The 12639-nt window shown below is 43.6% G+C and carries 11 protein-coding genes; 4 read left to right on the top strand and 7 right to left on the bottom strand.

Translation table 11 applies throughout. The features are described from left to right. The 3 genes from CDH51_RS09805 to mnmD are packed head-to-tail and all read left to right on the top strand — an operon-like array spanning position 1 to position 2410. The gene (locus CDH51_RS09805) at positions 1-1245 is read left to right on the top strand and encodes a M16 family metallopeptidase (RefSeq protein WP_100628428.1); all 1245 of its coding nucleotides are present in this window, start codon (positions 1-3) and stop codon (positions 1243-1245) included. Further along, positions 1242-1724, top strand: coding sequence for a 2-C-methyl-D-erythritol 2,4-cyclodiphosphate synthase (gene ispF / locus CDH51_RS09810; RefSeq protein ID WP_100628429.1), 483 nt, complete (start codon positions 1242-1244; stop codon positions 1722-1724). The genes CDH51_RS09805 and ispF overlap by 4 nt, the downstream gene beginning before the upstream one ends. Next, positions 1721-2410, top strand: coding sequence for a tRNA (5-methylaminomethyl-2-thiouridine)(34)-methyltransferase MnmD (gene mnmD, locus CDH51_RS09815; protein WP_100628430.1), 690 nt, complete (start codon positions 1721-1723; stop codon positions 2408-2410). Before ispF ends, mnmD begins: the two co-directional genes overlap by 4 nt. Before the next feature lie 13 nt (positions 2411-2423). Here mnmD and CDH51_RS09820 read toward each other — a convergent pair whose 3' ends face one another. Beyond that, positions 2424-3122: an SDR family oxidoreductase gene (locus tag CDH51_RS09820; protein WP_100628431.1), complete on the bottom strand. Its 699-nt coding sequence runs from the start codon at positions 3120-3122 to the stop codon at positions 2424-2426. Positions 3123-3256: 134 nt separating this feature from the next. Here CDH51_RS09820 and CDH51_RS09825 point away from each other — a divergent pair, with 134 nt between their 5' ends. Continuing rightward, positions 3257-4546 (top strand): amidohydrolase, encoded by a 1290-nt coding sequence (locus CDH51_RS09825; RefSeq protein WP_100629402.1) that lies wholly within the window; start codon positions 3257-3259, stop codon positions 4544-4546. Positions 4547-4773: 227 nt separating this feature from the next. Here CDH51_RS09825 and CDH51_RS20190 read toward each other — a convergent pair whose 3' ends face one another. The 6 genes from CDH51_RS20190 to CDH51_RS09855 form a co-directional block, all read right to left on the bottom strand. Further along, the gene (locus tag CDH51_RS20190) at positions 4774-5535 is read right to left on the bottom strand and encodes a Spy/CpxP family protein refolding chaperone (protein WP_198514293.1); all 762 of its coding nucleotides are present in this window, start codon (positions 5533-5535) and stop codon (positions 4774-4776) included. An 18-nt stretch (positions 5536-5553) separates the two neighbouring features. Then, positions 5554-5868 (bottom strand): hypothetical protein, encoded by a 315-nt coding sequence (locus CDH51_RS09835; protein ID WP_100628433.1) that lies wholly within the window; start codon positions 5866-5868, stop codon positions 5554-5556. Beyond that, positions 5855-6358: an RNA polymerase sigma factor gene (locus CDH51_RS09840; protein WP_232724788.1), complete on the bottom strand. Its 504-nt coding sequence runs from the start codon at positions 6356-6358 to the stop codon at positions 5855-5857. Before CDH51_RS09840 ends, CDH51_RS09835 begins: the two co-directional genes overlap by 14 nt. A gap of 49 nt (positions 6359-6407) precedes the next feature. Next, complete coding sequence (locus tag CDH51_RS09845; protein WP_100628434.1) at positions 6408-7064, bottom strand: outer membrane beta-barrel protein; 657 nt, start codon at positions 7062-7064, stop codon at positions 6408-6410. 106 nt (positions 7065-7170) lie between these two features. Next, positions 7171-9936 carry a carboxypeptidase-like regulatory domain-containing protein gene (locus CDH51_RS09850; protein WP_198514294.1) on the bottom strand — a complete coding sequence of 922 codons (2766 nt, stop codon included), beginning with the start codon at positions 9934-9936 and terminating at the stop codon, positions 7171-7173. A gap of 45 nt (positions 9937-9981) precedes the next feature. Continuing rightward, entirely contained in the window at positions 9982-12591 is a 2610-nt protein-coding gene (locus CDH51_RS09855; RefSeq protein WP_100628435.1) for a carboxypeptidase regulatory-like domain-containing protein, read from the bottom strand. Positions 12592-12639 lie beyond the last annotated feature (48 nt).

Here is a 12639-nt window from a genome sequence, read left to right on the forward strand (position 1 = left end):
ATGAGATTTCGATACGAAAGACATTTTCTCGACAACGGACTGGAAGTAATTATTCATCCGGACCCAAATTCCAAAATAGCTGTTTTTAATCTCCTGTATAAGGTAGGTTCAAAAGATGAAATACCCGGAAAAACCGGTCTGGCGCACTTTTTTGAGCATTTGATGTTTGGTAGCTCGAAAAATGTACCGGTTTTTGACCGGGCACTCGAGCGGGTAGGCGGTAATTGCAATGCTTTTACCAGCCCTGACATCACCAATTACTACATGACACTGCCATCCAGCAATTTGGAAACAGCTTTTTGGCTAGAGTCTGATCGCATGTTGCAGCTCACGTTGGTGGAAAAAACCATCGAAACGCAGCGGAAGGTAGTCTTGGAGGAATTCAAGCAGCGCTATCTCAATCAGCCCTACGGAAATACCTGGCATCTACTCCGTCCTTTGGCCTTCCATTCTCATCCTTACCGTTGGCCAACTATCGGAGAAACCACCGAAGATATCGTCAACTACACCGAGGAGGATGTTTGGGATTTTTACAAAACACACTACGCTCCTAATCGAGCCATCTTAGCTGTCGGGGGAGGTGTGGATTCTAAAGAAGTGCTGAAGTTGGCAGAAAAATGGTTTGGATCCATACCGGCCTCGGCTCAAGCTCGCTTAGAATCCACGAAAGAAAAAGAGCAAAAAGAGCGCCGGACACTAACTTTCCAAGCAAATGTGCCTACCGATGTGCTCTACAAAACCTATAAAATGCCAGGCAAAGGAGAAGATGGCTACTTAGAAGCAGATCTGATCACCGACTATCTGGGATTTGGAAAGTCATCCCCCATGGAGCAAAAGCTGGTAAAAGGCCGAAAAGAAATTGCCTCCGCCGGAGCTTATATTTTGGGAAGTCAAGATCCCGGCTTATTGGTATTTAGTACTCGGATGGATCCAAGTTCCAGCAGCGAAGAGGGAGAGGCTATATTGGATGAATTTTTAGCTGATTTTCTCAAACAAGGAATAGACGATCATAGTCTTCAAAAGATAAAGAATCAAGGAGAGGCCATGAAAACCTACGAGTCTATTCAGCTGATCAATCGAATGATGAATCTTGCCATGTATGCAAATATGGGCCATCCCGATCTTTATTGGGATGAGTTTGATCGCAAATCATCCATCGGAACAGATCAGGTGATGGATTGGGCAAATCGACTACTCCGACCTGAAAAATCTAGTGTTTTACATTATCAAAAAGAAATATCATGACTCCCTTTCGAATAGGATTTGGATACGATGTACATCAGCTCAAGGCTGATCAGGACTTTTGGTTAGGAGGGATCAAAGTTCCCCATACCAAAGGCGCAGTGGGACATTCTGATGCAGATGTACTTATTCATGTGATCTGTGATGCCCTGCTAGGTGCAGCCAACATGCGGGACATCGGCTATCACTTTTCGGACAAAGACCCAAAATTCAAAGGAATCGACAGTAAAATCCTCCTGAAGGAAGTGATGGAACTGATCCGAAAGGAAGGTTTTGAAATTGGGAATCTGGACACAACCATCTGCCTTCAAAACCCTAAAATCAATCCACATATCCCTGCAATGAAAACTTGCTTGGCAGAAGTCATGGCTTTGGAAGAATCAGCTATTTCCATCAAAGCCACTACGACCGAATGGTTGGGTTTTGTAGGAAGAGAAGAAGGTGTGTCAGCCTATTGTGCAGCTTTGATTTATAAAGTATGAGCGACAAAGTAAAAATCATAACTACCGAAGATGGCTCTCACTCCCTATATCATGAGGGTTTGAAAGAGACCTATCACAGTTTTCATGGGGCCTATCGTGAATCACTCCATGTTTTTTTACTCTACGGCTTGGACTCTTGGCTCGCCATTAATCCTAACCGATATCCACTTCGAGTATTTGAAGTGGGTTTTGGTACGGGCTTGAATGCCTGGCTGACGCTCGTGTGGGCAGAACAGTATCAAATACCTGTCCTTTACCATACGATTGAGCCTTTTCCTCTTTCGGAAGAAGTGTATTCCCAATTGAATTTCATTCATCAGAATGATGCCATCTGGCATTACCATAAATACTTTGAGGCTCTGCACAAGGCAGCTTGGAATGAAGGTGGGCCTCTTTCTGAATACTTCAATTTCAAGAAAGATCAAGTATCCTTGGAAGAGGCACAACTCTATCCTTCGGATGTCGTATTTTTTGATGCTTTTGCGCCAAGCAAGCAACCGGAGCTTTGGGAAAAAGACATGCTGGAAAAAGTGACCAACAGCATGCGTCCCGGCGGACTTTTCACCACCTACAGTGCAAAAGGTCAACTCAAACGAGATCTTCGTGATCTAGGGTTAGAAGTAGAATCTCCTCCAGGACCTCCGGGTAAAAAAGAAATGACCCGAGCTTGGAAGCCGGGTCAATAAAAATTTTGATCGCTTATTTCTTTCCTTTGGGCCGAAGGGGTCTGCATTCCACATCTGCCACAAAGTAATTGGGATGTGTTTCTAGCGTCTGTACGATGGTCGTGGCTACATCCACCGGCCGCATCATATTTTCATGCGCATTCATCCCGGGTATTTCATCAAAGAAATTGGTCTGCACTGATCCCGGATAGATGGTAGACACCTTGATACCAAAGTCCCGCAACTCCATATACAAGGAATGGGAAATCCCTCGCACCGCGTGCTTGGTACCCACGTATCCGGCAAACTGATTGACTCCGTTTAATCCGGCAATGGAAGCCACATTGATAATATGGCCTTCATCGGCTTGTTTCATTGCGGGAATCAAGCGTTTGGTTGTGTAAAATATCCCATGCACATTGGTATCAAACATGGCCCGCCAGTCCTCAGAAGAAAAAGTCTCGGTAGGTCCTGCTATTCCAAAACCGGCATTATTGATCAATATTCGAATATCTTTTCCCAACTTCTCAGTAGTCTTTCTGAAGGCAGCATCTACTGAGGCCTCTTGGGCTACATCACACTTGAAAAAGTGAAAATTCTCATGATCCAAATCCGGCTCATTTCTTCCCCATCCTGCGACGATGCTTCCTTTTTCCAGTAAGATCTTAACGACTTCCAGCCCTATTCCTTTGCTGACGCCTGTTACTACGGCAACTTTATTTTTAATATCCATGATTCAATTTGTTTAGATAAGAGTAAAACAGATTTTGGACTTTTGGTTCGATGAAAAGGTATTTTTTCAAAGCCCTGAAACATTATTGCCTTGAAATAAATAACTTGCTTCGAAACCATCAACCAAATTTTATAATGAATAAATTAACCATTGCCCTGTTTTTGATTAGCGGAGTGGCATTTTCCCAGTCTAAACTCAGATCTGACATTGATCAAAGAGCGGCTGAAATCGAAGATAAGGTCATCGAATGGAGACGGGATATTCACCAAAATCCAGAATTAGGGAACCAGGAATTTAGAACTGCTAAGAAAGTTGCAGATCACCTCCGTAGTCTGGGTATCGAGGTCACAGAAGAGGTAGCAGTGACCGGAGTAGTCGGAGTCCTTCGAGGAGGAAAACCAGGCCCAACGGTAGCGCTTCGGGCGGACATGGATGCACTACCTGTGACTGAGCGGGTAGACTTACCTTTCAAATCCACCGTGACCACTACTTACAATGGTCAGGAAACTGGCGTCATGCATGCCTGTGGCCATGACACCCACGTGGCTATCCTGATGGGCGTAGCAGAAATTCTCGCTGGAATGAAAGAAGACCTTGCAGGAAATGTCAAATTCCTATTCCAACCCGCTGAGGAAGGAATCAACGAACCGGGAGTGGACTCCTGGGGAGCCAAGCAAATGGTCGAAGAAGGAGTCATGGAGGACGTGGATGCCGTATTTGGCTTGCACATCGGATCACAAATGGAAGTGGGAAAAATCGGCTATCGATCCGGTCCAGCTCTAGCTGGTGTGGATGAGCTAGAAATCACTGTGCACGGCACCCAAGCTCATGGAGCTTCTCCCTGGTCAGGCGTAGACCCCATCGTCACCTCTGCCCAAATCATCAATGGATTCCAGACCATTATCGCGCGGAATGTGAATATCACCGAGGCTCCGGCTATCGTGACAGTAGGCGCAATCCACGGGGGCATCAGACATAATATCATCCCCGAAAAAGTAGATATGATCGGAACTATCCGGACTTTTGGAGATGACCAGCAAGCACTAGTTCACAAACGAATCACCGAAATAGCCACTCATATCGCTGAAAGTGCTGGCGCAAAAGCAGATGTCAAAATCCGAAAAATGTACCCCTCCACCATCAATGATCCAGCGCTAACTGAAATGATGGGTCCTACTATTTTGGCAGCCGCAGGTGATGGCAACGTACTAACCAATCCGCTAATTACCGGGGCTGAGGATTTCAGCTTTTATCAGCGAGAGAAACCTGGTCTATTTATCTCTTTGGGAGGTATGAAAAAAGGGGGAGACCCAACCAAAACGCCGTCGCATCATACTCCCGATTTCTACATTGACGAAAGCGGATTCATTCTTGGCTTACGGGTCATGAGCTACTTTGTAGTAGATTATATGGGAATGAACTAAACCCGAAATATGCATTAGACTTCTTATTACGAGTCCAAACCGCTTCAAAATCAATCGCTTTGCTGCATTTAGCTCAATCACCGTAGCGGTGCTATGCTTTATTCGCTAAATGCTTGATTTTATTGCGGTTTGATCTCTCACTACAGATTCTAATGCATAATCCGGGTTAAACGAAAAAAAGGAGACTCCAAAGGGGTCTCCTCTTATCTATCTCAGACCATAATCAATTACTTTATTTTTGCTTTCGCGCCTTTCTTCAAGGTGATGATGATTACGCCATTTTTTCCTTTCTCACCATACAAGGAGGTAGCGCCTTTATCTTTCAGCACATTGATACTTTCAATGTCTTTTGGGTTGATATCCAACTGCTCCATGGATGATTTCTCTATAGTTCCATCATCAGATTTGATGACGAATAGCGGCTGATTCCCATCCTCGCTTCCCGCTACCACTATATCTACTTTAGAGGATGGGTTAGTAGTAGAAAAAGTTGAAGAAGAAGAAGGATAACCAATCACTACCTTTTGACCGGAGCGAAGGCTTGAGACACCTAGCGTACTTGAAGCACCTCCTGAGCCAGAACTCCTGAATCCATAGAGTCTCGTGGATTCACCCAATTTTTCTATTTGCTCTTCAGTCAATTCATTTTTGATGGCAACCAAGGTGCTAAGTTGCTTTCTCTTCAATTGCGCCTCATACTTTAGAATCATATCCAAGACTGTTAGGACCTTTGTTTGATCTATTGGCCTTTGCTCAAGGAGCTTTTCAAGCTCAGTATTGGTTGCATCCAAGTCCCATTTGAGCGTGGAGAATTCCCCGGCGTTCTCTGCATGGATTTTTTTGATTTTTGTGGCTTGGGCATCTGTCAGGTTGATCTTTTCTCTTGCTTCCATGATTTGGTCAGCAGAGTATAAGTTCTTTTTGAAAATGTCCTGAGCCATCGTCAGGGACGAAAGCAGGAAAAGGGCGGTAATTAATAGCGATTTCATAACATTAGTTGGTTTAGCTTAGAATTCTGTGAGTAAGGAGGATGTACTGGATTCCCAGACGTCGATGTAAGCTTTTTCCTCGATGGTAAATTCCTGCTCGTTATTTTCATTTTCTTGAAGGGAAATGATAATCACCTCAGAAGGTGCTTCTGCGACCGGCTCCTGTTGGGTCAATAGAAAACCGCCCAAGAGCAAAGTGGCCGCAATTCCACTAGGAATCCACCAATTGAAGCTTCGTACCTTCGTCTCTGGAAATTCGGGAATTCGGATATTTTGATCCTGCTTTTTCATGTCTGAGAAAAAGTTTTCAATCAGTTGATCATTTTCCATCATATTCCAAGTTTTGAGATTTTACGATTAATTCTTTCAGTCTCTTTTTTCCGCGATCGTAGTGTGTGCGTGCGGAGCCTAGGCTTACTTGAAGGACTTCGGCGCTTTCGGCGATTGTCAATTGGTGGTAAAAGACCATCAACATGACTTCCCGCTGCATGGGTGAAAGCTGCATAAGTAGTTTCTGGTAATCCAGCTCCTCTTCATTTTCAGTCGGCTCATCCTCCAAATCATAATTTTCTTGTAATGCCACCCAATTTCCTTTCTTTCGGAGTTCGTCGATAGCGGTAAAGCGAATCACCGAAAATAACCAGGGTTTTACTTTTTCAACCTGTTGGAGGCGTGCCTTACCCTCCAAAATCTTCAAATAACAAATCTGCAAGACGTCCTTAGCTAGCTCATCCTCAAAGCCACAGCATTGACGGGCCCAGAGATAGGCTTCCCGATGATGGTTTTTGAGTATGTTTTCTAGCTCGCTGTGGTTCATCTTCATCTTGTAATCGTAGACTTTACGAAAAATATGACAGCGGGCGACTGATTTCTTAAGGATTTTCTCTGACTCGGAAGAGATATGCCAAGGAAAGCTCCAAATTGGTGGAATTCATATCAAAAATTCGATCCTGCCCCTCCGGATTAGTGAAGTCATAGGCAAATCGGAATTCCACCGCGAGGGTGCTTTTCCCAAAAAGCTTAGAAATTCCAACGCCTGCATTTAAGCCGTACATAAAACGATTGGGTCGATCTTCCGGCCCGCCATAGGTGGGGATCTCAGGAGTCGCAGCACTGGTGAATTCCCGCTGCACATCTCTTGCATTAACTAGAAAACCCAAGTGAGGCCCGATTTTTATTTGAAACCTACCTGATCTACCCGCATAAAATGAGGCAAAAAAGGGCACTTTCAGGTAGTCAAACTCTGTCCGATTTTCGGGAAGGGTCACGGCATTTTCATTGATCTGTCGAAAGCCCAAAGTGATCCATTGCAGGTTCATTTCTATCCCGGCATTTTTGGAGGTGAAATGCTCCACAACAAGCGCAAAAGTAGGTCTGACAACACTCTCTGTGCTTTGTGATCGAAAATTGGCTGCCGGCTGATAAGAGTATGACGAAGAGGTGTATCCAGCCCGAAAACCCACACTAGTCTGAGGGAAGGCTTCGAAAGCCAAGGAAAACATCAAAAAAGCCAGGAGTATTTTTTTCATGTGATTTGATTCGTTTTTCAAATGCCACATGGAATCTCGCAGATTTTACGATAATTCCAGTGTGTAACGGCTAATTTATGCCTATCTGCTTCATGGATGCTCGATTTCATTTCTGAGATGAATTGATCGTAAAGGTGCCGGAAATCGGCTTTCCGTCCAAGCTTAGTCCTCGGATTTCGACAGTCATCGGCCCACCCGAATCATTAGTAAAAAAGCTTAGCACCGCTTCACCGGACTCATCTGTCACCAAGTTCCCATTCCAATAGAGTGTTTTTCTCAGGTCCTGCTCTACCTCTTCACTTCCGTCGTATGCGATTTGGTAAAAGCTTCTTGGAGGCTCAAAACCCTGAATAACAAAATTCGAAACGGATGAGGTGAGGGTGGGTACCGATTGAGTATTTACACCTTCCTTAAGATAGACAGCTATCACCCCATTTCTACCTTGGTCTCCCAGCATGGAAACTGTCCTAGAAACGATTTCAACCCGATCGATATCATTAGGATTGATATTTCGAAGATTATCAGCGGCAGTCGCACCCGGCGCGGTCACCAAAATAGCCCCATCTACCATGACTAGTGGCTCCATAGAACCGGAAACCGAGGTAGCACCTCCTCGAAGTCGGATTTGCTGCTGACCTGAAGCACCTGCCACTGTGACCCGCATTCCTGGGACATTTCCTGCAAGGCTATTCACTAGGTCTACCGAGCTTCCAGTTGCCATCAATTTGTCGGAAGTCACCACAAAGTCGGCTCTTCCATAGATTGCCTTGGGGGATTCCAATGATTTGTCTTCTACCTCAACCAACTCAAGGTCTTCCGTCTTCAATTCTTCCTGAGAAATGGGCTGATACGAAGGATCTATCTTGAATTTTGGCCAATCCACTGTAGGAAAAGCAGCTAAAGGTGCAGCCAGATCTTCCTCCAATTTGACCTCAGAAACTGTTCTACCCTTAGAATCTGTCGCCTGAATAGCCAGTCTCAAAGGGCCATAAAACTCCATCCCCTCCAATTTGAATTGACCACTTCTATCAGCTTCCAACTCGACGATTCCCTCAAAATTATTCACAAATACAGTGACAGCTCCTGAAGTTCCTTTACCTTTTTGATCCAGAATCAATCCAGCCTGCTCCAAATTAGTCTCTACCGGGTAAGAGAAACGGTCCAATCCAATATTGTCAGGTATTTTCTCCAAAGCCAAAGCTTCAGAAGCGGCCTTAGCCTCCCGAAATCTTCCAACTTGACTTTGATCTAGGACGGATACGGATACCCTTGCAGAGAGAGCCCTGCCTGTATCATCCAGCGTTTTTATTTTGAGCTGAACCTTTTCCCTTGGCCCTGCTTTTCCCGGACTCACTTCCAAGGTGACATTTTCAGATTTCTCCACAGGAGCAATTCGCGCTTCAAGGGCTTGATCTTGATTCAAGATTGGGAGCGGCTTTAAGAAAAGGTGGTCTGGACCATAGTTTCGGTTCCAGTTGGTGTATGCTCTTAGAAAATATTGATTTCCGTCTAGACTATCTGGGATGAAAAAGCTCCCACCGGCTGAACCATCGAAGATTTTATACTTCTTTCTGAATACAAAATCTCGATCAGCAGAGACTAGTTCTATGTGTAAAACCTGACTCAATTCCTTTTTGAGATACGGGTTTCCATAATTGATGAAAGCTTGAAAAAATGCCTCTTCACCAGCTTGGTAATAGGGACGATCTGTGTGTAAATAAACGCGTTCCTGATAGTTGGCAGCGGTCTCATCAAGATTTAGCAACTGAATGGCTCGCTCGGCATCGTAGTCCAAAGGAAGCATGGAAGCCACTCTCCTTCGGTCCATATCGCCAGAAAAGACCACATCCTGGGAATTGAGAATCATACCATTTTCCCGAACTCTTACCCGATCACCCTTTACTTCTATCCATGAAATGGGATAAGGCGCGTCTTTGTAAGTATTGACAGTTGTGTAGCCTTTTTCGTAGTGAATTTCTATTCTTCCTTTGAGATGAATCCAGTATTCACCGGGACGGTCAGCCGCTGTCACTAGTTGATCGGGCTTGTAAGGAATGACTGATTTCCCCAATTCATCAGCAAAAATATCCGAACGCATATTTCGGGAATCTGCCGCACTCGGCCGCTCTCCATACAGGTAAAAACCCTCCTTTCCATGCGTGCCGGAGATCATGGCCCGAAACATATTCTGCGGAGATTTGGAATACACGTCCATACGATTCCGATCCCATTCCTCCTCCTGTTGATCAGTTTCTGCTTCCAATTCTTCAAACCTTGCCGCTCCAACAATTCGGTAGTTGGAAGGATTGTCAAAAAACTCCTTCATATCGAAGGTAATTTTATAACCCAGATATTGGTTAAAGATCTCAATTGGAAGTTGGGAGCTTGCTAAAAAGGTGTTTCGCTCTTCTGATTCAGGAAAGTCCACTACCCAGGGGTTGGATATTTCGGTTTTAGCCGCAATGGCATCATTCCCGAGAAATAGGTTTTCAAATTTCCGGAGATCCCGCTCCCAGGCCTTATCCCGTTTGGCCTTGATTTCCACATCCGAAAGCTCTGTCTCCAAAGGCTCCAAAGAAACATTCAAGGTAAGGGTACCGCCAGGGTTAAGCGTGACCTGTTTCGTAGTGGCTACATAGCCCAAAAATGAAAAACCCACTTCCAATGGACCTGGAGCGAGGTCTGACAAGGTGAATACCCCATCCAAATCCGAGGTCGTTGAAATGGTGGTATTATTGACAAAAACATTGCAAAAGGGAAGCGTCTCGCCCGTGTCAGCGTCTTTGACTGTTCCAGTCACCTTGGCTGTTTGAGAATATACTAGAAATACCTGAGTAGTCAGAAGTGCTACTAGAAGAATAAGTTTCTTCAAAGGAATGAAATTTACTGAGGCCCCAAATTAGAAAATGTCAGCTTATTAATTGTCATTTAAAACGAAGGTCCCATAAATGGGTTCCCCAAGATCGGTAAGCCCTCTAATTTCAACCAAAATGGGTCCAGCAAGCTCATTTAATTGAAATTCTACAGGAATCGATAGGGTGTTTTTGGTAGATATCAAAGATGGGCTCCAAAATAAGGTGGGTTTAAAAATTTCTAAAAAAGGAAATTTCTCTCTTGTTTCTTGGGCTTTGCTAAAATTCATATACCGTTGAAATCCTTCTAATTTGAAAAGATTGAAGTTGTTTTGAGTGGCTGCAAGTTCAGCTCCTGTTTTAAGAAAAATAGAGATCAAGCCATTTCTTCCCTGATCACCATACTGAGGCACCAACCTTCGAATTACCTCCACACGATCAATGGCAAAGACATTAATCCCCTCCAATATATTATAAAAGGATCTACTCGCTCCACCAGAGATTGTACCTCCTGAAAGGCCGTTTGCTGGAGTTCCATTTATCAAAATCAAAGGTTCTCCTCCTCTGAATCTTACCGACATATTTGGTGGAGAACCCATGACGGTCATTCCAGGCACCTTTGCCATCAAGGCATAAATAAACTGAACCGTTGAGCCTACTAAATTCAATTCTTCACTTTCTACCACATTGTCTGGAATTCCATAGATCATGGTACCAAAAGGCTTGTCTTTTTTGCCTTTAACTTCTGCAGTTTCGAGAAGAATTTCACCCGCTTCGATAGGCTTTACAGGTTGAATATTTTTATCAGACAACTTGCCTCTTTCTACTTTTTTTGGGAAAACCATCTCTAAATCAAGGCCCTCACTTGGATAGGATTTGAGGTCAAGCTTAATGGTCCGAATTGGCTGATTCTTTACACTTGTTGCTTTGAGATTAATCTCAAAGTCCTCCTCGAAATCCAGTGAAGAAAAAGCAAAGGAGCCGTCCTTTTCAGATTTAATCTTTCGCTCATCCTCATACCCGTTTACAAAAGCTTGAATGGATCCCTGAATAGGATTACCTTCATTATCTTGGAGCAAACCCTCAAGCTCAAATCCTTTCTTCTCGAGCGGATACTTGAAATCCTCCATCTCGCCTCTTGAAGATTTTTCACTTAGCTGTTCAGCAATTTCGCCTCTCTCAGGGACATATACTGCCTGCTTTAAATCCAATACAGTAATTGAAAAATTCGAGTTTATAGGCACTCCATCATCTGAGGTAATCATCACATTTAAGGTGACTTTCTCCTGTCCTTCGTATTTTTGTTTGTCTGTGAAAACCCTGACATTTTTCACTTTAAATTCATCCGAAGATGCTTCAGGCTTACTAAAATGATCAAGAATTTGAATCGGTAAAATATGCTCAGCTTGCTCGTAATTCAAACTCCAGGTTGTGTAAGCTCTTAGAAAAAAATTACCAGTTTCTGAGAGATCAGGAATGGCAAGCTGCCCCGCACTAATGCCATCTGTGATCCTAAATACCTGATGAGACCACACAAAACCGACCGTATCAATCAGCTCAATATGCAAAACCTTACTTAAATCTTGAGCTAAGACAGGATTGGTATAGCTGAGGTATGCTTTGAATAAGATTTGCTCCCCTGGCCAATAATGCCTTCGATCGGTATGAAGGTATATTCGCTCTTGCATGGTCTGAGCATTCTTCTCCAGATTAGCCAAAGCAAAAACTCTGTCTGCATTGAAGTTTTGTGGTACGGCATAGATCGGATTATCTTCAAAAAGCTCTCCTCTCCACTGCAACTTTGACCAATCAGTTGGAGCTCCATTCAATTTGACTTGAAGCTTTTCTCCTTCATAATACATTCTGCCTCTCCTGCCATCCGCTGTCTCAATTTCCAATGGAGTATCAAACTTTAAAAAGTACTCTCCCTCTTGATCTGAAAATGAAACTTCTGGATTGGGACTAGAACGAAAATCCCCTATTTCCCCAATCATCAATTGTGACAAAAAATAAGTTGGGCTTTTTTGATGGACCCTAAGCCGATTGCTTCGCCTTTCTTCGATGCCTTCACCTTCCGGTAATTCAAAGTAGGAATAGGCTTGCAATTGAGGCTGTTCATCTTCTAAAAGAAAAGGACTGAAATATATGGTGACCAAATAGCCAGTTTCTCGATTAGAAAAATAAAGAGGCCCTTGAGAGGAAACCTGTATTTTCCTATCAGCTCGTTTCTCAAAAATCAGTTGATCAGAATTTAATAGCTCCACTTGCCATGAACTTGGATGATCAGCAAGGAATTTCTTCTCAACGGCTCTTTTATACTTTTTCACCTTGCCTTTAGAAAAATCAGAGAACAAAGGGTTCGATTGAGGGTCCGGTTCCAAGGAGAAAACCACCTCTAAAGTCTTTCCGGACAAAGCCGATATAGTCTGGGATTGGGAAGTATATCCATTTCCTCTTACCTGAATTTCCCATTGACCGTCCTGAATATTATTCAGTAGAAACTTTCCAGTAGAATCAGAGAAAGTCTGGTAGGTCGTATTGTGTATAAAAACGTGGACGTCCTGTACAGGCAAGCCTGTAAAATCATCCACAATTTTGCCTTCGATTTGGCCTGATTGAGCGAAAACAAAAGAAAGCGGAAAGAAAACAATCAAAAAGAAGATAAAAATCCTCATGGCTCCTTCTTAAAAATTAATGGATGAATTAAACTACATCTCTAATAA

Source organism: Algoriphagus formosus (genome assembly GCF_002807035.1).
GTDB classification, from domain to species: Bacteria; Bacteroidota; Bacteroidia; order Cytophagales; family Cyclobacteriaceae; genus Algoriphagus; species Algoriphagus formosus.

Coding starts and splice junctions, on each gene's coding strand:
- CDH51_RS09805 (WP_100628428.1), top strand. CDS start 1: ATGAGATTTCGATACGAAAGACATTTTCTCGACAACGGACTGGAAGTA.
- ispF (WP_100628429.1), top strand. CDS start 1,242: ATGACTCCCTTTCGAATAGGATTTGGATACGATGTACATCAGCTCAAG.
- mnmD (WP_100628430.1), top strand. CDS start 1,721: ATGAGCGACAAAGTAAAAATCATAACTACCGAAGATGGCTCTCACTCC.
- CDH51_RS09820 (WP_100628431.1), bottom strand. CDS start 3,122: ATGGATATTAAAAATAAAGTTGCCGTAGTAACAGGCGTCAGCAAAGGA.
- CDH51_RS09825 (WP_100629402.1), top strand. CDS start 3,257: ATGAATAAATTAACCATTGCCCTGTTTTTGATTAGCGGAGTGGCATTT.
- CDH51_RS20190 (WP_198514293.1), bottom strand. CDS start 5,535: ATGAAATCGCTATTAATTACCGCCCTTTTCCTGCTTTCGTCCCTGACG.
- CDH51_RS09835 (WP_100628433.1), bottom strand. CDS start 5,868: ATGATGGAAAATGATCAACTGATTGAAAACTTTTTCTCAGACATGAAA.
- CDH51_RS09840 (WP_232724788.1), bottom strand. CDS start 6,358: ATGAAGATGAACCACAGCGAGCTAGAAAACATACTCAAAAACCATCAT.
- CDH51_RS09845 (WP_100628434.1), bottom strand. CDS start 7,064: ATGAAAAAAATACTCCTGGCTTTTTTGATGTTTTCCTTGGCTTTCGAA.
- CDH51_RS09855 (WP_100628435.1), bottom strand. CDS start 12,591: ATGAGGATTTTTATCTTCTTTTTGATTGTTTTCTTTCCGCTTTCTTTT.